This is a genomic window from Cryobacterium sp. M96 (genome assembly GCF_002929845.1).
Classification (GTDB): Bacteria; Actinomycetota; Actinomycetes; order Actinomycetales; family Microbacteriaceae; genus Cryobacterium; species Cryobacterium sandaracinum.
On sequence record NZ_PJJS01000049.1, the window covers coordinates 17,020 to 41,649 of the forward strand.

A 24,630-nucleotide genomic window follows, 5' to 3' on the forward strand; every position below is an offset into this window, starting at 1 on the left:
ACACCGCCCCGGTGCGGGGCAGCGCCCCGGTCAGTCCTCCGCGGCCAGCTCGTCCCGCACGAGCACCGCCAGGTCGGGGTGGTCGGCGAAGACCCCGTCGATCCCGGTGCCGAGGATGGTGCGGAACTCGGCCTGCCAGTTTCCGAAGTCGGCCCGCAGCCGCCCACGGCGGAACGTCTTCGCAAGGTACCGGTTCTCCGGGCGCAGCGTCCAGCAGTAGATCTCCAGGTCCGCGGCGTGCGCGGCGTCGACCAGGTCGGAGGCGCCGGAGACGTGACCATCGGCATCCGTGGCCAGGATGAGCGATTTGGGCACGCTGATCCCGTCGACCGTGCCGCTCAGCCCGTAGAGCCCGGTGTCGGAGAGGTAGTCGGCGTAGTGGGGCGCTTTCGGCCCGAGCAGCGCGACCTCGTCGGCGGGTTTGCCGCGCGCCTCGAGCAGGAAGACACGCTTGCCGTAGATGCCGCGCGCGTAGACCTTGTCGAGGAGGCTGCGCTCGAAGCTCTCGATGGTGAGGCGGCCGTCGCCGGCGTTCCAACCGGCGTCGTTGACCTCGGCGGCGAACAGCTCGTCGAGCGGAAGCCCGATCGACTCGAAGTAGGTGGCGTGCTTGAGCTCGGCGACGACGCCGATGGGCCGGCGCACCCGTCCGGACAGCCGGTCCATCAGCTTGAACACGTCCCGCAGGCGCAGCAGGGGGAACCGGTCGTCGAAGGTGGCGCTTGCCTTCCGCACCTCGGGCAGGCGCTCCCGGGCGCGCAGGGTGCGCAGCTCGGCCCAGGTGAAGTCCTCGGTGAACCAGCCGGTGAGCCGGATGCCGTCGATCACCTTGCTCGCCCGGCGGCCGGCGAACTCGGGGTGCGCTGCGACATTCGTCGTCGCCCCGATCTCGTTCTCGTGGCGCACCACCAGTACACCGTCGCGGGTGGCGACGATGTCAGGCTCGACCGCGTCCGCGCCGAGAGCGACGGCCAGTTCGTAGGCGGAACGGGTGTGCTCTGGTCGGTAACCGCTCGCCCCGCGGTGACCGATCACAATCGGCTGCATTTGCCAACCCTACGCGTGCAACTGCCAGAATCGAGGCGATGACACCCTGGACCGTTCCACCGACCCGCCTGCACCGGTGGGGCAGCTACCGCGCCCGCTACGTGACCGGACTGACGCTGGTCGTGCTCGGGGTGCTTGCCACGAACTTCACCAGTACCTACAGCCTGTTCTTCCTGGCCATCGGCCCGCCCCTCCACGTGCTGGGCTGGCTGATTCTGCCGGGGGCCCTGTGGCGGCGGCTCACGGTTCTGGTTCCGGCCCTGCTGTGCAGCATCCTGCTGCTGGGCGGAGCCGATTTCAACGGTGTCTTCGCCGTGCTTCTGGCCTGCTGGCTGCTCGTGCGGCACCGCCCGTGGTTGAGCTACCTGGCCCTGATCCCGTCGATCACGATGAGTTTCCTGCTCAAGGACGCGCTGAACAATTACGACCAGAACTGGGTCGGTTATCTAATCGGTTTCATCACCACGGCGGCCGCCTCCTGGCTCGCCTGGTGGCTGGCCGGCTGGTCGGCGGGGCGCCGCCCCCGGTCACCGCGAACCACGGGCATCAAATTGGGCGGATCCCCAGCAGATCTGAATAGAATCTAGGAACTGGTCAGCACCTACCGGTGTTGGCTCCGCTACCTACCCACTTGATTGTGAGCTTCGGCAACCATGGCATCTTCCAACCCCGCATTCTCCCGAAACGCCGCGTTCGGCGCTCCTGGCGCCACTGCCGGTGGCAAGGTGCTCTCCGACAGCGACCTGCAGGGCATGTTCAACGCTCCCTCCGCCGGTTCACAGGACACCGACCGGATGAGCTACGACGACACCATCCGCAAGACGGTGCTCAGCTTCGCCTTGCTGCTGGTGACCGCAGCCATCGGCTGGCTGGTCACCCCGGTGACGATGCTGCCGCTCATCGTCGGCGCGATCGCGGGTCTGGTCCTCGGACTGGTCAACGCGTTCAAAAAGGAGCCGTCGCCGCCCCTGATCCTCGCATACGCCGCGGCCCAGGGCCTCTTCGTCGGTGGCATCTCGATCGTCTTCGAGCAGATCTACCCGGGTGTCGTCACCCAGGCCGTGCTCGCCACGCTCGTCGTCGTCGGCGTCACGCTGGCCCTCTTCGCCAGCGGCAAGATCCGCGCCTCCAAGAAGGCCACCAAGGTCTTCATGATCGCCATGATCGGCTACGGCGTGTTCTCGCTGATCAACTTCGGCATGATGGTCTTCGGCGCGACCGACAACGCGTTCGGTCTTCGCAGCGCCGAGATCTTCGGCATCCCGATCGGCCTCCTGATCGGCGTCCTCGCCGTGATCATGGCCGCGTACTCGCTGGTGCTCGACTTCGACTTCATCCAGCGCGGCGTCAACAACCGAATCCCCCGCAAGTACGGCTGGACCGGCGCCTTCGGCATCATGCTCACCGTCGTCTGGCTCTACGTCGAGATGCTCCGCATCTTCGCCATCGCCCGCGAGTAGTACCCACCCCGCCGCACGACCGCACGTAGAAAGGGCCGCCCCATCGGGGCGGCCCTTTCGTCGTCCTCACCCCCAAAGTTGCTTGTCCCTCAGCGATCGCGAGGCGGGGAGAGGGCGTGTCGCGGGGTGTCGAGTTATGGGCGGCGGATGCCGGCCCCGGAGCGAAGCGGAGGGTCCGGCATCCGCCGCCCATTGTTTGAGCTGAGGAGCGACACGCCCACTCCCCGCGTCACAACCGGGAGCATTCCCCTACTCCCATTCGATGGTCCCCGGCGGCTTGGACGTGACGTCGAGCACGACGCGGTTCACCCCGTCCACCTCGTTCGTGATTCGGTTCGAGATCCGCGCCAACAGGTCGTACGGCAGGCGGGTCCAGTCGGCCGTCATGGCGTCTTCCGACGACACCGGGCGCAACACGATCGGGTGCCCGTAGGTGCGGCCGTCACCCTGCACGCCCACGGACCGCACGTCGGCGAGCAGCACCACCGGGCACTGCCAGATCTCACGGTCGAGGCCCGCGGCGCTCAGCTCGGCGCGCACGATCGCATCCGCATGGCGAAGCAGGTCGAGCCGGTCCTGGGTGATCGAGCCCACGATGCGGATGCCGAGTCCGGGTCCGGGGAACGGCTGGCGCTGCACGATCTCGGCCGGCAGTCCCAGCTCGGCGCCGATCGCGCGCACTTCGTCTTTGAACAGGGTGCGCAGCGGTTCGATCAATTCGAACTGCAGGTCTTCCGGCAGGCCCCCGACGTTGTGGTGGCTCTTGATGTTGGCGGTGCCGCTGCCGCCGCCGGACTCGACGACGTCCGGGTACAGGGTGCCCTGCACGAGGAAGCGGATCGGGTCTTCATTCGTTGCCGCCGCTTCCTTGATCAATTCGGCCTGAGCCTGCTCGAAGGTGCGGATGAACTCACGACCGATGATCTTGCGCTTGGTCTCCGGGTCGCTGACGCCCTCCAGCGCGGTCAGGAACCGCTCACGTACATCGACGGTGACCAGACGCACGCCGGTGGCCTTGACGAAGTCTTCCTCGACCTGACGGCGCTCGTCCTGGCGGAGCAGGCCGTGGTCGACGAACACGCAGACGAGCTGGTCGCCGATGGCCTTGTGCACGAGGGCAGCGGCCACGGCGGAATCGACTCCGCCGGAGAGCCCGCAGATGACCTTGCCGGTGCCGACCTGGGCCTGGATGCGGGCCACCTGTTCGGCGATGACGTTGCCGCTGTTCCAGTCGGCGGGGATGCCGGCGGCGCGGTGCAGGAAGTTCTCGAGCACGTTCTGGCCGAATTCGGAGTGCTTGACCTCGGGGTGCCACTGCACGCCGTAGAGCCGGCGCGTATCGTTCGCGAAGGCGGCGACCGGGGTGGAGCTCGTGGACGCGAGCACCGAGAAGCCGGCGGGGGCTTTCGACACGGAGTCACCGTGGCTCATCCACGCCGTCTGCTCGGCCGGCTGCCCGGCCAGCAGCGCGTTGCCGCTGTCGGTGACTCTGACCGGGGTCGCGCCGTACTCGCTCCGGCCAGTGCGGGCCACCTCGCCGCCAAGGGTCGTGGCCATCACCTGAAAGCCGTAGCAGATGCCCAGGATCGGGATGCCCAGGTCGAAGATGTCCGGGTCGAAGGTGGGGGCACCCTCGGCGTAGACGCTGGACGGCCCGCCGCTGAGCACGATGCCGAGCGGGTTCTTCTCCGCGACCTCGGCCGCGGTGATCGAGTGGGCCACGATCTCGGAGTAGACGGATGCCTCGCGCACCCGGCGCGCGATCAGCTGCGCGTACTGGGCACCGAAGTCGACCACCAGAACGGGGCGGGCACCGGTCGAGGCGCTCACAGCGGCGCTCACGAGCGGGCCTCGGCCCCAGCGGCAGCGGCAGCGGCAGCCGAGTCGGCGTGCGTCGCCAGGAAGGCGTTGACCTCGCGCGCGACGCGCACCTCGAGGAAGAAGGACAGGGTAGGAATGATGCCTCCGAGTGCGATCAGCAGAAACTTGGGGAATGACCAGCGCATCAGGCTCCAGAGCTGGAAGTCACTGAACAGGTAGAGCACGTACAGCCAGCCGTGCACGATCAGGATGCCGGTGCTCAGGTTGAATGCGGTCACCGAGTCCCGGGCGACGAGGGCGATGATCCCGTTCGGGCCGCCGACTTCGATTTCGAGCTGCAGCACGAACTTCAGGAAGACCTCGACGCAGAGCAGCAGCAGGAAGACACCGGTGATGACCGAGGAAACCTTGTAGAGCCGGAGCGCACCGGGGATTTTGGGGATGTCGGCAGGCTTGGGGTCAAGTGGCATGGGCCAATTCTAGACGGCCTCCGTCGCGTCGATGGCGGCCTGCTCCTGCTGACGCTCCCAGTCGTCCCGAACCAGGCGGTACCAGAGGAACACCGCGAAGCCGGCGAAGACTGCCCACTCGAGGGCGTAGAAGATGTTCAGCCAGTTGACCGATGCGTCGTTGCCGGGCACGGGCGAGTCGATCACGGTGAGGTTCGCGGCAGCATCCGTGTCGACGATGTAGCCGGCGTAGACGGACTGGTCGGTGAAGTCCGCCCACCGGTTGATCAGCGCGGCGGTGGAGACCGTGGTCTGGGTGCGCGGGTCGCTGTCCTCGTCCGGCACGACGGGAGCCTCGGAGGGAACGAAGCGGCCCGTCACGGTCTGCTGCTGCGCGGCGGCCTGCGCCGAGAGCGCCTCGATCGCCGACCTGGCCTCCTCCTCGGTGGCGGCCCAGCCGCGAGCCACGGCGATGGTGGAGACGGGCACGGATGCCGTTTCCACCGTCGACAAGCGGCTCACTACCCAGAAACCGCTGTCGCCCCCGTTGAGGCGTTCGCTGATCAGCACGTCGTCCCCCGGCACGAAGGAGCCGTCCACGGTGACCAGCTGGCCGGTCGCTGACTCGCGCGGCGGCCCGTCCGGCGACACCGCCTCGTGGAGCGGCTGCACGGTCTCGGTGCTGCGCTCCACGACTTCGCCGGACGCGATGGCGCGTTCGAGCTGCCACCGGCCGAGCAGGGCGAAGGCCGCGGCGATCGCGAGCGCCAGCAGCAGCGCGATCAGCCAGCGCGGCCGGAGCATGGTTGTGATCATGAGTAGTCCCCTGAAGCGGTGTCACGCGCCGGCTTGTCGACCGGGCCGGTTTCGGCCGGGCGCCGGCCGGAGATGAAGTCGAGCATGGAGTCCGGGGCCGCGGACGCCGGTCCGTCGGCCGCGGCGGCATCTGCCTCCGAGTCGGCGGTCGCGTCGGCAGGCGCCATGGCCGACCCCGCGCCGGGTGCCGCGGCGGTCGGGCGCTGGCGGTGGTCGGCGAGGAGACGGTCGGCGGCGCGTTGGGCATCCGTGCCGGTGTCGGCGGCGGTGGCCGCCTCGACCAGGGCGATTTCCTCCGCCAGCATCACGTCGTGGGCGCGTTTCCGCGCCGGGACGGCTTTCCGGCGTCGCCGCAGGGCCGCGCCGATCTTCTCGGAGTTCGCCGCGAAGAGCGGCCCCAGGATCGCCATCGTAAGCACGTAGAGGCCGGCGAAGGGCTGCAGCCGCTGATCGAGACCAGCGGTCACCGACAGGGTTGCCAGGATCAGCGTGAACTCGCCGCGGTTGACGAAGATGGCCGCGGTGTTGAGTCCCTCCCGCGGGCCCATGCCGTGCAGTTTCGCCATCAGCATTCCGGAGATCAGGCTGAGCACGAAGGTCATGCCGACGGCCGCGAACACGATGGTGATCACCGATCCGAATTCGGCCACGTTCAGCGCGAGGCCGAAGTTGAGGAAGAAGAAAGCCCCGAACACGTCGCGCAGGGGTACGGCGACGCGCTCGATCCGGCCGCGGTACGTGCTCGCGCCGAGCACCACCCCGATCAGGAAGGCCCCGATCGCATCCGTCACGCCGATGATCTCACCGATCCCGGCGAAGAGCACGGCGAGCCCGAAGAAGAGGATGGTGAACAGTTCGTCGTCCTTGGTGCGCATCAGCCGGGAGACGACTTTGGCGCCCCAGCGGGCCACCGAGAACATCACGACGAGAAAGAGGAAGGCGATGCTCAGTTGCAGCACGATCGGCCAGGCCTCGGTCTTGCCGCTGAGCACGACGGAGACGATCGCCAGGTAGACCGCGATGAAGATGTCGCCGACGACGGTCACGCCGAGGATCATCGGAGTTTCCTTGTTGGCAAGCCGGCGCAGTTCAATCAGGAGCTTGGTGATGATGGCGCTCGAGGAGGTGCCGGTCATTCCGGCGATCACAAGGGCCTCCCGGCTGCCCCAGCCGACCATCAGGCCGAACGCGAAGCCGACTCCCATGTTGATCAGAACGTAGGAGCCGCCGGAAATCAAGAGTTTTCCGGCGTCGCCGAAGAACGCCTCCTGGTCGAATTCGAGGCCGAGGCTGAACAGGAGCAGGATCAGCCCGAAAATGGCGATCAGTTCGATGTCCGCCGACTGGAAGTCCAGCGGGAACCAGCCGGTGTTCGGGCTGGCCAGGAGCCCGACAATCATGTAGATGGGGATGGACGGCAGCCCGATCAGCTTTCCGGCACGACCGAGGAGATAGGCAACGACGAGCAGGATGCCAAGAGTGATGAGGTCTTCGCCGAGTTGCATGTACTAGCCCCCGGGCGGCGCGTCGACGGACTTGGCCTTAACCTCGCCGGTGCGGAAGAAGGCGAAGGCCTTCGCGACCTTCTCGGGCGAGCCGGCGACAACGAGCGTGTCGCCGGGGAAGACACGGAAGTCGTGGGCGGGCGCCGGGTTCGCGGACTCCCCGCGGACGACGGCCACGACCGTCAGACCGGCTATGCCGCGGTCGGCGGGGTTGCCGAGCGCCTGGCCGGCGATGTGGTCTTCGTAGTCGACGGTGAACCAGTCGATGCTGAGGCCGGGGATCTGGTCGAGTGCGGTGAGCGACTCGGTGATCTGGGTGCCGCCGAGGAGCTCGGCGAGTGTGTGCGCCTCGTCTTCGTTCAGCCGCAGGGACACCTTGGCGGCGTCGGGGCCGCCCTCGTCGTCCGCGAAGGTGATGAGGTCGCTGTGCCCCGAGCGGTGGGCGATGACGCCCACTTTGCCGCCGTCATCCGTGATGAAGGTGTGCAGCACTCCCACCCCGGGAAGTTTGACCCGCCGAACGTCAACCATGGTGCAACTCCTGAGGTTTGTGGGCAGTCAGCCCAGTCTACCGGAGCGAGTTTGCGTGCCTCCCGCCCGCTGTCGCGCCGCCGCGCCGCCCACTGCTCTCACCAATTCGACGGAGATTTGGCTCTGAACGGCGCTGTCGGGCGCTTTCTGCCCCGCACGGGCCAAAATCTCCGTCGAATTGGTACGGGCTGGGGCTGAGTGTCTGGCGGATGCCCGAACCACAAAGGCGCTGCGGCACATCCGCTCAGTGTTGCGGCTAACGCAGGAGATCCGTCCGGCCGGGCCCGGGCACCCGCACGAGTTCCGCTCTGGTCCGTGTCGGGCGGGCAGCCCAGGCGACGGATGTCCTGAGTTGGCCACACGCGTGCGCTCGGCCGGCCCAACCAATTCGACGGAGATTTGGCTCTGAACGGCGCTGTCGGGCATTTTTCAGGCCCCACAGGGCAGAATCTCCGTCGAATTCGTTCACGCACCGGCGGGGTGCGAGCGGACAAGCGGAGGCAGGGAGTGGACGCCGGGCGAGGGTGGCGGCAGGAGAGGCTCGCTCCTATTTCGTGGCGGCGATGTCCGGAGCCTCGAGCCGCACGCGGTCGGCCGACTCATCGTCGGGCTGCTGCTGCGACGCGCGTTCCGCCGCCACCCGCTTGAGGTAGGTGCCCACTTCGCGCGTCTCCCGGGCTTCGTCCCAGCCGAGCACCCCGGCCATCAGCCGCGCGGCCACGGGCGCCGCCGAGACGCCGCGGTCCCAGGCCTCGATCGAGATGCGAGTGCGGCGAGCCAGCACGTCCTCGAGGTGCAGGGCGCCCAGATGCGTGGCCGCGTACACGACCTCCGCCTCGATGTAGTCGTCGGCCCCCGGCAGCGGGTCCGCCAGTGACGGGGTCTTGCGGATCAGGTCGAGAAGCTCGTCGGTCAGGGTGCCGTAGCGGTTCAGCAGGTGCTCGACGCGGACGGTGTGCAGGCCGAACGCCCGCGCGATCCGGCCGCGCTTGTTCCAGGCGGCCTGGTAGCCCTCGGCGCCGAGCAGCGGGATCTCCGCCGTGGTGGAGGCCGGGACCCGTTCGTCGAAGGCGTCGACGGCCGCATCGATCGCATCCTTCGCCATCACCCGGTACGTGGTCCACTTTCCGCCCGCGATCACCACCAGGCCGGGCACGGAGTGTCCGACGAGGTGTTCGCGGGACAGCTTCGAGGTGCTCTCCGACTCCCCGGCCAGGAGCGGCCGCAGGCCGGCGTAGACTCCCTCGACGTCCTCCCGGGTCAGCGGCACCCGGAGCACGGCGTTCACGTGTTCGAGCAGGTAGTCGATGTCGGCGGCGGTGGCGGCCGGGTGCGCCTTGTCCAGATGCCAGTCCGTGTCGGTCGTGCCGATCAGCCAGTGTCGTCCCCAGGGGATCACGAACAGGACGCTCTTCTCGGTGCGCAGCAGCAGCCCCATGGCCGACTGGAACCGGTCCCGGGGCACGACCAGGTGGATGCCTTTCGACGCGCGCACCTTGAACGTGCCGCGTTCGCCGACCATGCGCTGCGTGTCGTCGGTCCAGACCCCGGTGGCGTTCACGACCTGCCGGGCCCGCACCTCGAACCGTTCATCGGTCTGCAGGTCGTGGGCGTGCACGCCGACCACCCGCTCACCCACCTTGATGAATCCTTCGACCCGCACCCGGCTGGCCGCGTGCGCCCCGTAGAACGACGCGGTGCGCACGAGCGAGGCCACGTAGAGCGCGTCGTCGACCTGCCCGTCGTAGTAGGTGATGCCGCCGACGATCGTGTCGGTGTTCAGGCTGGGCAGAAGCCCCTTCACCTGCCGCTTGGACAGGTGGCGGTGGTGCGGCACACCGGGGGCGCGCCCGCCGGTATATGAAAACAGGTCGTAGAGGAGCATGCCGGCGCCCACGTAGAAGCGCTCGGTGACGCGCTTCCTGAGCGGGTATAGGAACCGCACCGGCTTCACCAGGTGCGGGGCGATGCGCTGCAGGAGCAGGCCACGCTCCGTCAGAGCCTCGCGCACCAACCGGAAGTCGGCCTGTTCCAGGTAGCGGATGCCGCCGTGCACCAGCTTGGACGACCGGCTCGACGTTCCCGACGCCCAGTCCCTGGCCTCGAGGATTCCCACGCTCAGGCCGCGGGTGACCGCGTCCAGGGCGGCTCCGGTGCCGACGATGCCGCCGCCGACCACGAGGATGTCGAGCTCTTTGCCCTTCAGCCGTTCGAGGGCCGCAGCTCGTTCCTCCGGACCCAGTTTCGTGGATCGCGACGCCGAATTACCTGGTGCCATGTGCTCACTCCCATTCCGGATGGTGTGGTGCTTACCTGACGCTAATTCATACCGACGCTAGTTCACTCGGTGCGGCGCGACAACCGTCTAATTCCCCCGGTACGGGGCGACGACCACCTCGACGCGCTGGAATTCCTTCAGGTCGGAGTAACCGGTGGTCGCCATCGACCGGCGCAGCGCGCCGACGAGGTTCGCGGTGCCGTCGGCGATCGGCGTCGGGCCATACAGGATGGTCTCGAGCGGCGCCAGGGCGCCCACCTCGACCCGCTTGCCGCGGGGCAGCTTCGAGTGGTGCACCTCGGCACCCCAGTGGAAGCCGCCGCCGGGGGCATCCGTCGCCCGGGCCAGCGCGGTGCCGAGCATGACGGCGTCGGCGCCGCAGGCGATGGCCTTGACGATGTCGCCGGAGGTGTTGAGGCCGCCGTCAGCGATGACGTGCACGTAGCGTCCACCGGACTCGTCCATGTAGTCCCGACGGGCACCGGCGACATCGGCCACGGCCGTGGCCATGGGCGCGTGGATGCCGAGGGAGGCGCGCGTGGTCGAGGCCGCGCCGCCGCCGAAGCCGACGAGCACGCCGGCCGCACCCGTGCGCATGAGGTGCAGGGCCGCGGTGTAGGTCGCCGCCCCGCCCACGATCACGGGTACGTCGAGTTCGTAGATGAACTTCTTGAGGTTGAGGGGTTCCTGGTTCTGCGAGACGTGCTCGGCAGAAACGGTGGTTCCGCGGATGACGAACAGGTCGACGCCGGCGGCGACGACGGTCTCGTACAATTCCTGCGTGCGCTGCGGCGACAGGGCGCCGGCCACAGTCACGCCGGCCGCGCGGATCTCCGCGAGGCGGGCGGTGACGAGCTCAGGCTTGATCGGCTCGGAGTACATCTCCTGCATGCGCGCGGTGGCCCGGTCGGCGGGCAGCTCGCGGATCTCGGCGAGGAGCGGCTCGGGGTTGTCATAGCGGGTCCAGAGGCCCTCGAGGTCGAGTACGCCGACGCCGCCGAGCTGACCCATCATGATGGCCGTCTGCGGGGAGACCACGGAGTCCATCGGCGCCGCGAGGAACGGGATCGAGAATTGATACGCGTCGATGGTCCAGTCGACCGACACATCCTCCGGGTCGCGGGTGCGCCGGCTGGGCACAATCGCGATGTCGTCGAAGGCGTACACGCGGCGGGCGCGCTTGGAGCGGCCGATCTCGATTTCCATGATTTCAGTTTAGGTGCCGCGGCGCTCCTCGACGACGGATGCCGCGGGGTGCATCCTGAGGTGATGGACGTCACCGCCGACCCTCTGTCCTTCCTGCGCGAGCGCACCAGCATGAAATGGCGCAGTTTTCCCGCCGATGTGCTGCCGCTCTTCGTCGCCGAGTCCGACTTTCCGCTCGCCGAACCTATCCGGGACGCGTTGACAGCGGCGGTGCGGCGCAGCGACACCGGGTATGTCGCACCGGTCAACGGGCTTGGCGCGGCCTTCGCGGGGTTCGCCGGTCGCCGCTGGGGCTGGCAGGTCGACCCGGAGCAGGTGACCACCACGACGGATGTCAGCGTGGCCATCGTGGAGACCCTGCGAATGCTGATCAGGCCCGGCGACCGGGTTGTGATCACTCCCCCGGTCTACCCGCCGTTCTTCGACCTCGTGCCCGAGGCCGGCGGGGTGCCGCACGCCGTGCCACTCCTCGCCGGTCAGACCGGCTGGACCCTCGACCTGGACGGCCTCGAGCGCGCCTTCCGATCGGGCGTGCGCTGCGTGCTGCTCTGCAACCCGCACAACCCGATCGGGCATCCGCACACCGTCCAGGACCTTACGGCGCTGTCCGAGCTCGCCGCCCATTACGGCGTCACGGTCGTCAGCGACGAGGTCCACGCCCCGCTGACCTACACCGACGCCGCTTTCACGCCCTACCTCACGGTCTCCACCGAGGCCGCCGACCACGGCGTCTGCGTGACGAGCGCGAGCAAGGCCTGGAACCTGGCCGGCCTCAAATGCGCGCTTCTCGTCACCGCCGGCGAACGGATGCGCGCCGAGCTCGCCGCCCTGCCCCAGGAGGTGTCCTGGCGCACAAGCCAGTTCGGGCTGATCGCCGGCATCGCGGCGTTCCGCGACGGGGAGCCGTGGCTGGACGGGGTGATCGCGGCCCTCGACGACAATCGGCACGAGCTCGCCGCGCTGCTCGACGCGCAACTGCCCGGGGTCGGCTACCGGCAGCCAGGGGCCGGCTACCTGGCCTGGCTTGACCTGCGGAGCCTCGGCTGGGGTGACGACCCGGCGCTGGTCGCACTCGAGCAGGCCCGGGTCGCGCTCAGCCCCGGCCCGATGTTCGGCGAACCGGGCCGGGGCTTCGCGCGTCTCAACTTCGGGTGTTCACTTGAGGTGCTCGCGGAAGCGGTCTCCCGGCTGGCCGCGGCCGCCTAGTCGCCCTCGAGTACTGTCAGCGGCGGTAGTTGGGCGCCTCGACCACGATCTGCACGTCGTGCGGGTGCGACTCCTTGAGCCCGGCGGACGTGATCCGAACGAACTTACCTTTCTGTTTGAGCTCGTCGATCGTGCGCGCGCCCACGTAGAACATGGACTGGCGCAGGCCGCCGATCAGCTGGTAGGCCACGGCGGATACCGGTCCGCGATACGGGACCTGGCCCTCGATGCCTTCCGGGATGAGTTTGTCGTCGGAGGGGACATCCGACTGGAAGTAGCGGTCCTTGGAGTAGGAGGTCTTCGTGCCACGGCTCTGCAGCGCGCCGAGCGAGCCCATGCCGCGGTAGGTCTTGAACTGCTTGCCGTTGACGAAGACGAGCTCGCCGGGGCTCTCGTCACAGCCGGCGAGCAGGGAGCCGAGCATGACGGTGTCCGCGCCGGCGACCAGTGCCTTGGCGATGTCGCCGGAATACTGCAGCCCGCCGTCGGCGATGACCGGGATGCCGGTCTCCCGGGCCGCGAGCGACGCCTGGTAGACGGCGGTGATCTGCGGCACGCCGACGCCGGCGACGATGCGGGTGGTGCAGATCGAGCCGGGGCCGACCCCGACCTTGATCGCGTCGGCGCCGGCGTCGATGAGGGCCTGGGCGCCGGAGCGGGTGGCCACGTTGCCGCCAATCACGTCGACCTCCTCGAAGGCAGGGTCGGACTTCAGGCGACGGATGATCTCGAGCACCCCGGCGCTGTCGCCGTTGGCGGTGTCGACCACGAGCACGTCGACGCCTGCCTCGAGAAGTGCGGTGGCGCGCTGCCAGGCGTCGCCGAAGAAGCCGATAGCCGCGCCGACGCGCAGTCGTCCGGCATCGTCCTTGGTGGCGAAGGGGTATTCCTCGCTCTTGTCGAAGTCCTTGACCGTGATCAGGCCCGTCAGGCGGCCGTGGTCGTCCACGAGGGGAAGCTTCTCGATCTTGTGGGTGGCGAAGATGGCGACGGCGTCCATCGGGGCCATGCCGACCTTGCCCGTGATCAGCGGTGCCGTCGTCATCACCTCGCGCACCCGGGTCGTGTGCTTTTTGGTGGTGGAGACGAACCGCATGTCCCGGTTTGTGATGATGCCCACGAGCACGCCGTCGGCGTCGACGACGGGAAGACCGCTGATCCGGTACTGCCCGCAGAGGGCGTCGACCTCCGCAACGGTGGCGTCGGGCGAAGTTGTTACCGGATTGGTAATCATGCCGGATTCGCTGCGTTTGACGAGGTCGACCTGCTCGGCCTGGTCCGCGATCGAGAGGTTGCGGTGCAGCACGCCGAGGCCACCCTCACGGGCCATCGCGATGGCCATCCGGGTCTCGGTGACGGTGTCCATCGCGCTGGACAGCAGCGGCGTGGCCACGCTGATCCGGCGCGTCAACCGAGACATTGTCTCGGCTTCACTGGGAATGACGTCGGTGTGCCCCGGAAGAAGAAGGACGTCATCGTACGTAAGCCCGGTGAAACCGAACGGATCTGGCTGATCCATGAAACCCCTTTTAACAACGCAGGAAAGTGGAGAAAACGCGGCCATCCAACTCGATTACCGGCTTCTCAATGTTAAGCGACGTTGCGCTCTGCGCATTCCTCAGCAGAGAATCTAGGGAGTGTCGGCCGCCGTCGGAACATATGCGACATAATCTTCACTTACTGTCAACAAAGATGTTGGTAGGTGAGACCCGGGGCACGCTCGGTCACAGACCCAACGGTGCCGCCATGGAGGTGCAGTGAATTCCCCTGAAGCTGTTCGCAGATTCTCACCCAGAATGCTGGTGATCTTTTTCGGCCTGCTCTTCGCAGCCCTGACTATGTCCACATTCGCCACCGTCTCGGCCAGTCCGGCTCATGCCGACGAGGTCGGAACCGATGAGTACGAGTTCGTACTCACCGGCAATGTGCAGTTCGACCAGAAACCGCTCGACAATGTGCTGATCACCGTCGAGGGGGCCGGCTATGAAGCATCCGTGGAAACGGGTGCCGACGGCAAGTGGAAGGTCGGCGTGCCCGAGAAGGCCGCCTACACCGTCACCCTCGATGAGGAGACCCTCCCCGAGGGCGTCGTCGTCGCTAAGGGCGGCAGCGTGATCGAGGCGGAATTCGCGCTCACGAAGGTGAAGTCGGTCAACTTCTTCCTCGGTGAGGGCACGCGCACGACGGTGAGCTTCTTCGACCAGTTCATCAATCGGTTCGTCAACGGGCTGAACTTCGGTCTGCTCCTGGCCCTCGCCGCGATCGGGCTGTCCCTGATCTTCGGCACCACCGGGCTGAGCAACTTCGCGCATGCGGAGATGATCACCTTCGGCGCGCTGATGTCCCTCCTCTTCTCGGTCACGCTCGGCCTGCCGATCTGGCTGGCGATCATCATCGCCGTCGCGCTGAGCGCGGGCTTCGGCTGGAGCCTGGACGCGGTGATCTGGAAGCCGCTGCGCCGCAAGGGCGTCGGTCTGATCCCACTGATGATCGTGAGCATCGGCCTCTCGCTCGCCCTGCGCTACCTGTTCCAGATCTTCGTCGGCGGCGGAACGAGCCAGCTTCCGGGATCCGGCCTCGCCGACATGCAGCTGGGTCCGATCCGGCTCTCGATGATCGACGTGGCCAGCATGGGCATCAGCATCGTGGTGCTGTTGGCCGTTTCCTACTTCCTGTTGCGCACCCGCATCGGCAAGGCCACCCGCGCGGTCTCCGACAATCCCAGCCTGGCCTCGGCCAGCGGGATCGACGTCGACGGCGTCATCCGGATCGTCTGGGTGCTCGGTGGGGCCCTCGCCGGCCTCAGCGGAATTCTGTGGGCCTACTTCCGCCCGGGCGTCAGCTGGGATATGGGTTTCCAGATCCTGCTGCTCGTCTTCGCGGCCGTGACCCTCGGCGGTCTCGGCACCGCTTTCGGCGCCCTGATCGGTTCGATCATCGTCGGCCTGTTCGTCGAACTGTCGACGCTGTTGCTTCCCTCCGACCTTAAATACGTCGGTGCACTTGTCGTGTTGATCCTGGTGCTGCTGCTTCGGCCGCAAGGCATCCTGGGTCGCAAAGAGAGAATTGGCTAGAAGGGCATCCGATGATCGACTGGGGAGCAATCTTTAGCAACGCAGCCGTCGAGCTGATCAGCCCGACCACCGCCGCCTACGCCCTCGCGGCTCTCGGGCTGGCGATCCACTTCGGATACACCGGCCTCCTGAACTTCGGCCAGGCCGGCTTCATGGCCCTCGGAGCCTACGGGTTCGCCATCTCCACCCTCAGCTTCGGTTTCCCCGTCTGGGGTGCCGTGCTGGTGGGGGTCGGCGCATCCGTCGTTTTCGCCCTGGTCCTGGGCATCCCGACGCTCCGCCTGCGCGCGGACTACCTCGCGATCGTGACGATCGCGGCGGCCGAGATCGTGCGCCTCCTGTTCACGACGAACACGTTCCAGTCCATCACGGGTTCCGCGAACGGCCTGAGCGGCTACAAGGGCGGTTTCGCCGGCCTCAACCCGATCCCGGAGGGGCGCTACGGCTTCGGCCCCTTCGAGTACAACGAGTACGACTGGTGGCTGCGCATCGTGGCCTGGTCGATCGTGGCCCTCGCCTGCCTGTTCACCTGGCAGATCATGCGCAGCCCGTGGGGTCGCGTGATCAAGGGAATCCGTGAAGACGAGGATGCTGTGCGCGCGCTCGGCAAGAACGTCTACTCCTACAAGATGCAGTCTCTGATTCTCGGTGGCGTGTTCGGCACGATCGCCGGAATGATCTTTGTGCTTCCCCGTGCGGTGGTGCCCTCGAATTATCAGACGTCCCTGACGTTCTTCATCTACGCGATCCTCCTGCTCGGCGGCGCGTCGACGATTCTCGGGCCGGTCATCGGCTCGATGGTCTTCTGGGTTCTGCTCTCCTTCTTCTCCGGGTTCATCGCCCGAGCGGTGGAGGCAGGCTGGATCCCTTTCATCACCAGCATTCAGGCCGGCCAGCTGCGCTTCATCCTGGTCGGAGTGGCGATCATGCTTATAGTCATCTTCAGACCGCAAGGCATCTTCGGAAACAAGAAGGAGTTGGCCTTTGTCAAATAACACCGTTCCCAGCAACAAGCCGGTCAAGTCGACCGACCTGCACATCGGCGAGGCCGAACCGGGCTGCAAGAAGCGCGACCCGATCCTGGTTGCCGACGGCGTGAGTCGAACCTTCGGCGGTCTCAAGGCCGTCGACGTCGACCACGTCGAGATCCCGCGCGGCGCCATCACGGCGCTGATCGGGCCCAACGGAGCCGGCAAGACCACCCTGTTCAACCTGCTGACGGGCTTCGACAAGCCTGACACCGGGTCGTGGACCTTCGAGGGTCGCCCCCTGTCGGGGATGCCCGCGTTCAAGGTGGCCCGGATGGGCCAGGTGCGCACTTTCCAGCTCACCAAGGCGCTCGGCCTGCTGACCGTCATGGACAACATGCTGCTCGGCGCCAAGGGCCAGGCCGGCGAGAACCTGTTCCGGGCGATCTTCCCCTTCTTCTGGGCCAAACAGGAGGAGGCGAACAGGGTGCAGGCCCTCGATATCCTCGAACGGTTCAAGCTCGACACCAAGAAGGACGACTACGCCGCAAGCCTCTCCGGCGGGCAGCGCAAGCTGCTCGAGATGGCACGGGCTCTGATGAGCGAGCCGAGCCTGGTGATGCTCGACGAGCCGATGGCCGGGGTGAACCCGGCACTGACGCAGTCGCTACTGGACCACATCCTCAACCTGAAGGCGGAGGGCATGACGGTTCTGTTCGTCGAACACGACATGCATATGGTGCGCCACATCGCCGACTGGGTCATCGTGATGGCCGAAGGCCGCGTGGTCGCCGAGGGCGACCCGCACGAGGTGATGCGTAACCCCGCCGTGATCGACGCCTACCTGGGTCAGCACCACGACGAGGACCTCGGCGAGGATCCGGCCGCCGAAACAGAACGTGTGGAAGCCATTAAGGAGTTGCTCGATTGACGAACACCAGCCCTGCCGCCGCGCCGGCTTACACGCCCACCGGGCAGCCCGTCGTCGAGGTCAAGACGGTGACGGCCGGCTACCTGCCGGGCGTCAACATCCTCAACGCCTGCTCCCTGACCGCCTACGACGGCGAGCTGATCGGGATCATCGGCCCGAACGGCGCCGGCAAGTCCACGCTGCTCAAGTCGATCTTCGGCCAGGTCAAGGTCCGGGAGGGTGAGATCCTGCTTCGCGGGGAGAACATCACCAACCTCAAGGCGAACAAGCTCGTGGCCAAGGGCGTCGGTTTCGTGCCCCAGACGAACAACGTCTTCCCCACGCTCACGATCCAGGAAAACCTGGAGATGGGCATGTTCCTGAAGCCGAAAGGCCTGACCGAACGCCTCGAGTTCGTCACGGAGATCTTCCCGGAGCTCGGGAAGCGTCTGCAGCAGCGCGCCGGATCGCTGTCCGGCGGGGAACGCCAGATGGTGGCCATGTCGCGGGCGCTGATGATGGGCCCGCACGTAATGCTGCTCGACGAGCCGAGCGCAGGCCTCTCTCCCGTGCGCCAGGACGAGGCGTTCCTGCGTGTCAAGGAGATCAACAAGGCCGGCGTGACCACGATCATGGTGGAGCAGAATGCGCGCCGGTGCCTGCAGATCTGCGACCGCGGTTACGTGCTCGACCAGGGCCGTGACGCCTACACGGGCACCGGCCGCGAGCTGCTGAACGATCCCAAGGTGATCGGCCTCTACCTCGGCACCCTCGGCCAGGACGACTAGCCGGAGCCGCCCGCACCGACTGCACGCCCCGCACGACGAAGCGGCGCCCGAGATCTTCGGGCGCCGCTTCCGTGTGTCCGGTGCTCCGTGTCCGGTGACGCCGATCGTGTCCGGGAGAGGGGCGTCACCGGGTGACGGCCGTCACCGGGCGCACGAAGAAGGGCCCCGACCGAAGTCGGGGCCCTTCCAGATCGAACGCCGGTCAGCGACGAATCGTGACTAGTTGATGCGCTTGTACGTGTTGTCTTCGAGGTACTCGTAGACGCCGATGGTTGCCTCGGTCGGGTCGCCGTTCTCATCGAACGTGACCGGGCCGGAGAAGCCCTCGTAGTCGACCTGGTCGCCGGCCGCGAGGGCTTTAGCCGCCGCGGTGAAGTCGGAGACCGTGGTGCCGTCGCCGGTTCCCCCAGAGACCTGGCGGAGGTGCTTGGAGATGGCCTCACCCGAGACGTCGTTGGCCGCGTAGGCAGCCAGCGCGACGAGCATGACGGCGTCGTAAGATTCTGCCGCGTAGCTGAAGTCGGTCAGGGTGGGGTCGATCTCCTTGAGACGATCGGTGAAGTCGCCGAGGGTTCCTACGTCGAGGCCGGGCAGCGTGCCCTTGGCACCGGTGATGATGCCGGCGTCGAAGTCCTTGCTGTAGTCGGACAGGTTGCCGTCCACGAAGTACAGGTTGCCACCGGGGAAGCCGGAGCCGACCAGTGCGGGGGTGATGACCTTGGCCTGGTCGAACGTGATCAGGGCGATCGCGTCGGGGTTGGCGGCGGTCACTTCGGAGATCTGAGCGGCGAAGTTGGAGTCACCCTCGTTGAACAGGGACGTGGCGACAACCTCGCCGCCCGCAGCCTCGAAGGCGGTCGTCGTGGACTCGGCCAGGCCGGTGCCGTAAGAGTCGTTGAGCACGATCAGGCCGAGGGTGCTGTTGCCGTCGTCGGCGATCTGGGTGCCCAGGACTTCACCCTGCAGCAGGTCGGACGGGGCGGTGCGCCAGTAGAGGTCCTTGTCGGCGTACTTCGTGAAGTCCGCCGAGGTGTTGGCCGGGGAGAACTGCACGACGCCCGCGCCGGTGATCTGGTCGATCACGGTCTTGGAGACGCCGGAGGATGCCGCGCCGATGATGGCGGAAACCTTCTGCGAGAGAAGGTCGGTCACCGAACCGGTCGCGGTGTCCGTCGTGGTGTCGCCGGAGTCACGGAAGATGGCCTCAACGGTCAATCCGAGGTTCGCGTCGTTGATGTCCTTGACGGCCAGGGCGACGCCGGCTTCTTCGGGCGGGCCGAGGAAGGCCAGGGCGCCACTCTGGGGAAGGATGGTGCCGACCTTCAGGGTCAGGTCACGGTCGCCGGCCGTGATGGCCTGGGCGTCTCCGCTCGCGGCGGGGGCTTCCGATGCAGCCGGCTCAGTGGTGTTGCTGCTGCAGCCGGTGAGCAGAAGTGCACTGACGCCGACCAAGGCGACTCCAGTGACGACTGCCCGAACTGAGCGGGAGGCCGAGGCCTTCGCGAATACGCTCATGTTGCTCCTTGGGACTAGGAATGAGAAATGACAGCGGTCGATTGACTGCCGTTCTGTCACATTATTGACAGGAATCGCGCGAAACAAGGCAACCGGGTTACATCCGTGTAACGCAGACCAAATCGTTACGATCGGCGGCCGGTGACGCCCTGATAAGCGATCTGTTGCGCATCGGCCAGCGCGGCCGCACATTCTCCCCAGGATGCGCAGGCGAACGCCCCGGTACTGACCTGGTCGAGAGCGGGCCTGATCGACGCCGCACCGTCGTCTCCGGCCCGTGCTGCGGCCAGGGCGCTCAAGACGACTCCGTCATAGGCTTCACCGCCGCCGGCAGTGTCGACCAGCCCTGGATCGAGGGTGCGCAGGCGCGCTGCGAAGCCGTCACTGGCGGCCAGCGGCGTGCCTCCGTTCGCGAAGTCGCCGAGCCACAGCAGTACCACCGGCGCCGCCGCGACGGCGGCCGCCAGATCGCCCGGCATCGGAACGGTGGCGTCCCACAGCACGACGTCGACGTCACGAGCCAACAAGTCGGTCAGCGACGTCGCCGGGTCGACGGCGGAGTCGCGGTGGATGATCTCGATCGGAGTCCCGAGAATTCGGCCCTGCTCGGTGATCTCCCGGGCGGCCAGTTCGGAGCCGGCCACCTGTGCCGCACCACTGGCCGCCGCCGGGCCCGTCATGGGGAACAGAGTTCCGAGGCGCACGGTCCCGTCACCGGACGGAGCCACCACGACGGACGCGGCGGCAGCGGGCTCGACTGAGGGCGGCGCGACCTCAGCCCTACATCCGGACAGCAGGAGCACGCAGGCCAGCGCCCCGACGAGGATGACGGGCAGGGAAGTCGACGCAGTGCGCATCCGGTGTCCTTTCACATACGAGGTGCGTCCCCGAGCGTAGCGGGGCTCAGACCGGTTCAAGGGACGCACGCCGGGGCGCGCGTCCGGTGAGGACCATGTCGGTCGTGAGAACGACCAGCGCCACCCAGACCAGTGCGAAACCGACCCAGCGCTCGGGCGGCATGGGCTCGAGCAGCACGAAGACGCCGACCAGGAACTGCAGGATCGGAGCGAAGTACTGGATCAGACCCATGTATGTCAGAGGCAGGCGCCGGGCCGCGGCGGCGAAGAACAACAGCGGCACAGCGGTCACAACACCTGCTGCCAGCAGCCCCACGGTATGCCAGATGGACACGCTTCCGAAGGTGAGACCGGAGACAGAGGCCACCACGATCAGCTGCACCACGGCGATGGGTGCGAGCCAGACCGTTTCGAGGGTGAGTCCGGCGACGGCATCGACGTCGCGGCCGACCCTTTTCTTGATCAATCCGTAGAATCCGAACGAGAACGCGAGGATGAGCGACACCCACGGCAGCGAGCCGTAGCCGACGGTGAGCACGACGACGGCCCCGAGGCTGATTCCCACGGCCACCCACTGCAGCAGGCGCAGCCTCTCGCGCAGCAGAATGACGCCGAGGAACACGGTCACGATCGGGTTGATGAAGTAGCCGAGGGCTGCCTCGACCACGTGGCCGCTGAGGGCGGCGAAGACGTAGGTCTGCCAGTTGACGAAGATCAGCAGGCCGGCCAGACCCATGGTGAACACGATGCGAGGCCTCCGCAACAGCGCGAGGAAGGACTTCCACTTGCGCGTGACCGTGATCAGCAGTGCGCAGAACACCAGGGAGAAGAGAACCCGCCAGGCCACGATCTCGAAGGCACCACTGGGCGCGAGGAGCAGAAAGTAGAGCGGCAGCGTGCCCCAGAGGGCGTAGGCGAGGACCGCGTAGATCAGTCCCTTGCTCTGCTCCGACCGCGCCGGGCGGGCCGCGCGGATTTTCCCGGGTGGAAGAGCGTCTTGCGCCACAGCGGACCTTTCTTAACGACGAATCCCGGATGGCCAGGGCCATCCGGGATTCTACCGTTGCGTGGGTGTGGCTAGCGAACGACGACTGCGAGCACGTCGCGGGCCGACAGGACGAGGAGGTCCTCACCACCGAACTTGACTTCGGTTCCACCGTACTTGGAGTAGATCACCTTGTCGCCGACGGCGACGTCGAGTGGAATGCGGTTGCCGTTGTCGTCAATGCGGCCGGGGCCGACTGCGACAACTTCGCCCTCCTGGGGCTTTTCCTTGGCGGTGTCAGGAATGACCAGACCTGATGCGGTGGTCTGCTCTGCGTCGACCTGCTTGATGACGATGCGATCCTCGAGCGGCTTGATGGAGACCGACACGGTTGACCTCTTTCTTAGCTAAGACATAGTTAGCAGACTCACAGCGAGAGTGCCAAGACGAGTTTAGGGCGCATCTGGCACTCACGCAACGTGAGTGCCAGATGCGTCGTGTTGATAGGTTTACACGATGGAACGCTCAGAGCTCGTCGAGCTGTTATCGCCGGGCGGTTTGCGCCTGCTGGACTCGTTGCCGCCGTACGACGCGGCCGCCGACGTCGTGCGGGTGGTGAGCGAACTGCGCAAGGCCGGACACAGCCCCGAGCTGGTCACCGCGGTGCTCAGCCAGTCCCGGCTCCGAGCCAGGGCCGTGCCCAAGTTCGGCGAGTTCGCCGGCCGCATGCTGTTTACGGAGGCCGGCCTCGAGCAGGCCACCCGGCTGCGGGTGGCGGCGCTGCACGCCGGCCGCTTCGCGGGCGCGTCCCTGAACCGGGTCGTCGACCTCGGCTGCGGCATCGGAGGCGACGCCATGGCCCTGGCCGCCATGGACCTCACGGTGACGGGGGTGGACGCCGACGAGGTGACCGCGACCGTCGCCAGCTACAACCTGGCTCCGTTCGAGAACGCGAGCGTTCTGCACTCGTCCGCGGAAGACGTCGACCTGGCCGGCTTCGACGCCGCCTGGCTCGACCCGGCCCGGCGCACCGCCGGGCACTCCAACACCTCGCGCCTGACCCGGCCGGAGGACTACTCCCCGCACCTCGATTTTGTCTTCGGTCTCAGTGAGCGGATGCCCGTCGGCGTCAAGCTCGGGCCGGGCCACGACCGCGAGCTGATCCCCGCGGAAGCCGAGTCGCAGTGGGTCTCCGTGGACGGCAAGCTCGTGGAGATGGGGCTGTGGTTCGGAGCACTGGCGCGCGCCGGCATCCGTCGCTCCGCCCTGCTGCTCGGCCGGACCGGGATCCACGAACTGACCGCGCCCCACGACAGCACGGATGCCCCGGTGGGAGTGCTGGGTGACTACCTGTACGAGCCGGACGGCGCGATCATCCGTGCCCGTCTGATCGGGGACCTGGCCCGGTCGCTCGACGCGTCGATGCTGAGCGAGGGGATCGCGTATTTCACCTCCGAGACCCTGCAACGCACGCCCTTCGCCACCGCATTCCGGGTGCTCGAGGTGCTGCCGGTCGACGAGAAGAAGCTGCGGCTGGGCCTACAAGAACGCCGCATCGGCACTCTCGAGATCAAGAAACGCGGCGTGGACGTCGACCCGGCCACCCTGCGCACCCGACTGAAGCTCAAGGGCCCCGAGTCGGCGACGCTCGTGCTCACCCGGGCCGCCGGCCACCGGGTGGCTCTGCTGGTGGAGCGGATTCCGCCACTCGACTGAGGCCAGCGGCGAAGGACAGCATGGCTCAGCCGGGCACGACCGTCAGCACCTGTGTGACGATCGACACCCACCCGACCGCGAGGACCAGCCCGGCCAGCCCGGTCCACAGCCCGTAGGCCCACGCGGTGCCGGCACGGCGCTCGGTCACGCGGGCCATCACGGCCAGCACGACCGCGGCCAGGGAGAGCGCCGCACCCCAGACGCCGAAGACCGCGATCAGCAGCCCCAGCAGCCCGAAGACGAGCGATGCGATGGACAGCCCGCCCTGGCCTGCCTGCGCGGTCAGCTCGCTGTCGGTGTAGACGTACGGCACCCATTCGGTAGGGGCTGTGATGGTCGACGCGTAGTCCAGCTCCCCCGGAGCGGGCGCCGGAGGCCGGGTGAGGTCGACCCGGAAGTCATCGTTGCGGGACCAGTCCCGTTCCTCCCCAACCATCCCCGCTGCTATCTTCCGCTCAGTACGACGAGTTGGGGATGGTGGCGAAGAAGACAGACCAGATCACGATACTGACCAGTGCCAGACCGACGCCGATGAACCCCGTGATCAGCCCGGTCAGCCAGAAGCCCCTCGCCTGCGGCTCCTTCGACTTACCGAGGAAGCCCAGGACGACCGCGGCGGCGGGGATGAACAGTCCGAGGATGCCACCCACAATCGGGAGGAACACGATCGGCGAGCCGAGCACGCCGATAACGCCGGCGACCAGCGCCAAGATGCTGAAAATCGGCTGCTTCGCGGCGACCGCACCGAAGGGCGACGAATACGCGTCGCCATGGGCAGGCGCCTGGGTCATCGCCGGGGTGCCGTAGCCGGGCGGCGGGGTCGCGGCGCCGTAGGCGGGCGGGACGGAGGCCGACGGGGTCGGGCCGTTGTACGCCGGCGGGGCGGCGGACGCCCCCTGCTCGTCGCGCGGGATATCGGGGACCTGCGGCACGTCAGGCACCTCCGGCACGCCGGGCACCTGGGGCACGTCAGGCACGCGGGGCACGTCAGAGTTGCTGGGGTTGTTGGAATCGCTCATGCGAATTCATTCCTTTCCGGACGACGGGGTGGCGTCGCTAATTGCATGTCGGGTCACGGGTCATCGACGCGCAGGGTTTCTGCCCGTGGCCACCGGGTCAGTAGGTATTGAGCAGGGTCGGGTCGTTCGCGATCGCGATCATCAACGGGATCAGCAGGACGACGGCCAGGAGCTGAGCCGCCAGGCCGGCGTAGCCGACAATGAGGCCGGCAATCGCGAGTCCCCGTCCCTTTTCTCCGGTCTTCCCGATCTGGCTCAGACCGATGTGGCCGGTGATGATGCCGACCAGGGAGATCCCGAGCACCGAGGTCACGAGCGACACAATGGACAGCACGTTGTACTTCTCGGATGGGCCCTGCGGCGCGTAGGGCTGAGGGTAGCCCGGCTGGGCGTAGGCCGGAGCGGCCTGCGCCGCCGGCGGCTGGAACATGGGCGGGTTAACCGGCGGCTCGTTGGGGTCGGTCATGTCGATTGCTCCT

Annotated in this window: 24 protein-coding genes; 8 read left to right on the forward strand and 16 right to left on the reverse strand. The window is 67.3% G+C overall.

Annotated features, from left to right (window positions below):
- Positions 1-30 precede the first annotated feature (30 nt).
- A complete protein-coding gene (locus CXY79_RS09585; protein ID WP_104100910.1) occupies positions 31-1,047 on the reverse strand; it encodes a glycerophosphodiester phosphodiesterase family protein in 1,017 nt (338 codons plus the stop codon).
- Between the two features lie 38 nt (positions 1,048-1,085).
- On the opposite strand from CXY79_RS09585, the gene CXY79_RS09590 reads away from it, so the two are divergent.
- A complete protein-coding gene (locus CXY79_RS09590; protein WP_104100911.1) occupies positions 1,086-1,634 on the forward strand; it encodes a hypothetical protein in 549 nt (182 codons plus the stop codon).
- A gap of 66 nt (positions 1,635-1,700) precedes the next feature.
- Complete coding sequence (locus tag CXY79_RS09595) at positions 1,701-2,507, forward strand: Bax inhibitor-1/YccA family protein (protein ID WP_104100912.1); 807 nt, start codon at positions 1,701-1,703, stop codon at positions 2,505-2,507.
- A gap of 249 nt (positions 2,508-2,756) precedes the next feature.
- Here CXY79_RS09595 and guaA read toward each other — a convergent pair whose 3' ends face one another.
- From guaA to CXY79_RS09630, 7 genes are all read right to left on the reverse strand, one after another.
- A complete protein-coding gene (guaA, locus tag CXY79_RS09600; protein ID WP_233191399.1) occupies positions 2,757-4,349 on the reverse strand; it encodes a glutamine-hydrolyzing GMP synthase in 1,593 nt (530 codons plus the stop codon).
- Positions 4,346-4,798, reverse strand: a complete 453-nt coding sequence (locus CXY79_RS09605) for a DUF3817 domain-containing protein (RefSeq protein WP_104100913.1) — start codon at positions 4,796-4,798, stop codon at positions 4,346-4,348. Before CXY79_RS09605 ends, guaA begins: the two co-directional genes overlap by 4 nt.
- Positions 4,799-4,807: 9 nt before the next feature.
- On the reverse strand, positions 4,808-5,593 hold the full coding sequence (locus CXY79_RS09610; RefSeq protein WP_104100914.1) for an SURF1 family protein: 786 nt from the start codon (positions 5,591-5,593) through the stop codon (positions 4,808-4,810).
- Positions 5,590-7,098, reverse strand: a complete 1,509-nt coding sequence (locus CXY79_RS09615) for a cation:proton antiporter (protein ID WP_104100915.1) — start codon at positions 7,096-7,098, stop codon at positions 5,590-5,592. Before CXY79_RS09615 ends, CXY79_RS09610 begins: the two co-directional genes overlap by 4 nt.
- Before the next feature lie 3 nt (positions 7,099-7,101).
- Positions 7,102-7,629, reverse strand: a complete 528-nt coding sequence (locus tag CXY79_RS09620; RefSeq protein WP_104100916.1) for a cation:proton antiporter regulatory subunit — start codon at positions 7,627-7,629, stop codon at positions 7,102-7,104.
- Positions 7,630-8,176: 547 nt separating this feature from the next.
- Positions 8,177-9,907, reverse strand: coding sequence for a glycerol-3-phosphate dehydrogenase/oxidase (locus CXY79_RS09625; RefSeq protein WP_104100917.1), 1,731 nt, complete (start codon positions 9,905-9,907; stop codon positions 8,177-8,179).
- A gap of 87 nt (positions 9,908-9,994) precedes the next feature.
- Positions 9,995-11,113: a GuaB3 family IMP dehydrogenase-related protein gene (locus CXY79_RS09630; RefSeq protein WP_104100918.1), complete on the reverse strand. Its 1,119-nt coding sequence runs from the start codon at positions 11,111-11,113 to the stop codon at positions 9,995-9,997.
- Positions 11,114-11,176: 63 nt separating this feature from the next.
- Here CXY79_RS09630 and CXY79_RS09635 point away from each other — a divergent pair, with 63 nt between their 5' ends.
- Positions 11,177-12,319: a MalY/PatB family protein gene (locus CXY79_RS09635; protein ID WP_104100919.1), complete on the forward strand. Its 1,143-nt coding sequence runs from the start codon at positions 11,177-11,179 to the stop codon at positions 12,317-12,319.
- Between the two features lie 16 nt (positions 12,320-12,335).
- On the opposite strand, the gene guaB is transcribed toward CXY79_RS09635, so the two are convergent.
- The gene (guaB, locus tag CXY79_RS09640) at positions 12,336-13,838 is read right to left on the reverse strand and encodes an IMP dehydrogenase (protein ID WP_104100920.1); all 1,503 of its coding nucleotides are present in this window, start codon (positions 13,836-13,838) and stop codon (positions 12,336-12,338) included.
- A gap of 277 nt (positions 13,839-14,115) precedes the next feature.
- On the opposite strand from guaB, the gene CXY79_RS09645 reads away from it, so the two are divergent.
- Genes CXY79_RS09645 through CXY79_RS09660 form a run of 4 tightly spaced genes read left to right on the forward strand, consistent with a single transcriptional unit; the run spans position 14,116 to position 18,059 of the window.
- Entirely contained in the window at positions 14,116-15,393 is a 1,278-nt protein-coding gene (locus CXY79_RS09645; RefSeq protein WP_104100921.1) for a branched-chain amino acid ABC transporter permease, read from the forward strand.
- 14 nt (positions 15,394-15,407) lie between these two features.
- On the forward strand, positions 15,408-16,388 hold the full coding sequence (locus CXY79_RS09650) for a branched-chain amino acid ABC transporter permease (RefSeq protein WP_104101024.1): 981 nt from the start codon (positions 15,408-15,410) through the stop codon (positions 16,386-16,388).
- Entirely contained in the window at positions 16,378-17,292 is a 915-nt protein-coding gene (locus CXY79_RS09655; RefSeq protein ID WP_104100922.1) for an ABC transporter ATP-binding protein, read from the forward strand. Before CXY79_RS09650 ends, CXY79_RS09655 begins: the two co-directional genes overlap by 11 nt.
- The gene (locus tag CXY79_RS09660; RefSeq protein WP_104100923.1) at positions 17,289-18,059 is read left to right on the forward strand and encodes an ABC transporter ATP-binding protein; all 771 of its coding nucleotides are present in this window, start codon (positions 17,289-17,291) and stop codon (positions 18,057-18,059) included. Before CXY79_RS09655 ends, CXY79_RS09660 begins: the two co-directional genes overlap by 4 nt.
- Positions 18,060-18,278: 219 nt before the next feature.
- On the opposite strand, the gene CXY79_RS09665 is transcribed toward CXY79_RS09660, so the two are convergent.
- The 4 genes from CXY79_RS09665 to groES all read right to left on the reverse strand — a co-directional run bounded on the left by CXY79_RS09665 (position 18,279) and on the right by groES (position 21,805).
- Positions 18,279-19,574, reverse strand: a complete 1,296-nt coding sequence (locus CXY79_RS09665) for an ABC transporter substrate-binding protein (protein ID WP_104100924.1) — start codon at positions 19,572-19,574, stop codon at positions 18,279-18,281.
- Positions 19,575-19,699: 125 nt separating this feature from the next.
- Positions 19,700-20,431: an ABC transporter substrate-binding protein gene (locus CXY79_RS09670; protein WP_104100925.1), complete on the reverse strand. Its 732-nt coding sequence runs from the start codon at positions 20,429-20,431 to the stop codon at positions 19,700-19,702.
- 46 nt (positions 20,432-20,477) lie between these two features.
- A complete protein-coding gene (gene rarD / locus CXY79_RS09675; RefSeq protein WP_104101025.1) occupies positions 20,478-21,407 on the reverse strand; it encodes an EamA family transporter RarD in 930 nt (309 codons plus the stop codon).
- Positions 21,408-21,508: 101 nt separating this feature from the next.
- Positions 21,509-21,805: a co-chaperone GroES gene (gene groES, locus CXY79_RS09680; RefSeq protein WP_066597535.1), complete on the reverse strand. Its 297-nt coding sequence runs from the start codon at positions 21,803-21,805 to the stop codon at positions 21,509-21,511.
- A gap of 127 nt (positions 21,806-21,932) precedes the next feature.
- Here groES and CXY79_RS09685 point away from each other — a divergent pair, with 127 nt between their 5' ends.
- A complete protein-coding gene (locus CXY79_RS09685) occupies positions 21,933-23,132 on the forward strand; it encodes a methyltransferase domain-containing protein (RefSeq protein WP_104100926.1) in 1,200 nt (399 codons plus the stop codon).
- A 25-nt stretch (positions 23,133-23,157) separates the two neighbouring features.
- Here CXY79_RS09685 and CXY79_RS09690 read toward each other — a convergent pair whose 3' ends face one another.
- The 3 genes from CXY79_RS09690 to CXY79_RS09700 all read right to left on the reverse strand — a co-directional run bounded on the left by CXY79_RS09690 (position 23,158) and on the right by CXY79_RS09700 (position 24,617).
- Positions 23,158-23,568: a DUF4190 domain-containing protein gene (locus CXY79_RS09690; protein ID WP_104100927.1), complete on the reverse strand. Its 411-nt coding sequence runs from the start codon at positions 23,566-23,568 to the stop codon at positions 23,158-23,160.
- A gap of 19 nt (positions 23,569-23,587) precedes the next feature.
- The gene (locus tag CXY79_RS09695; RefSeq protein WP_104100928.1) at positions 23,588-24,151 is read right to left on the reverse strand and encodes a DUF4190 domain-containing protein; all 564 of its coding nucleotides are present in this window, start codon (positions 24,149-24,151) and stop codon (positions 23,588-23,590) included.
- Between the two features lie 97 nt (positions 24,152-24,248).
- Positions 24,249-24,617: a DUF4190 domain-containing protein gene (locus CXY79_RS09700; protein WP_104100929.1), complete on the reverse strand. Its 369-nt coding sequence runs from the start codon at positions 24,615-24,617 to the stop codon at positions 24,249-24,251.
- Positions 24,618-24,630 lie beyond the last annotated feature (13 nt).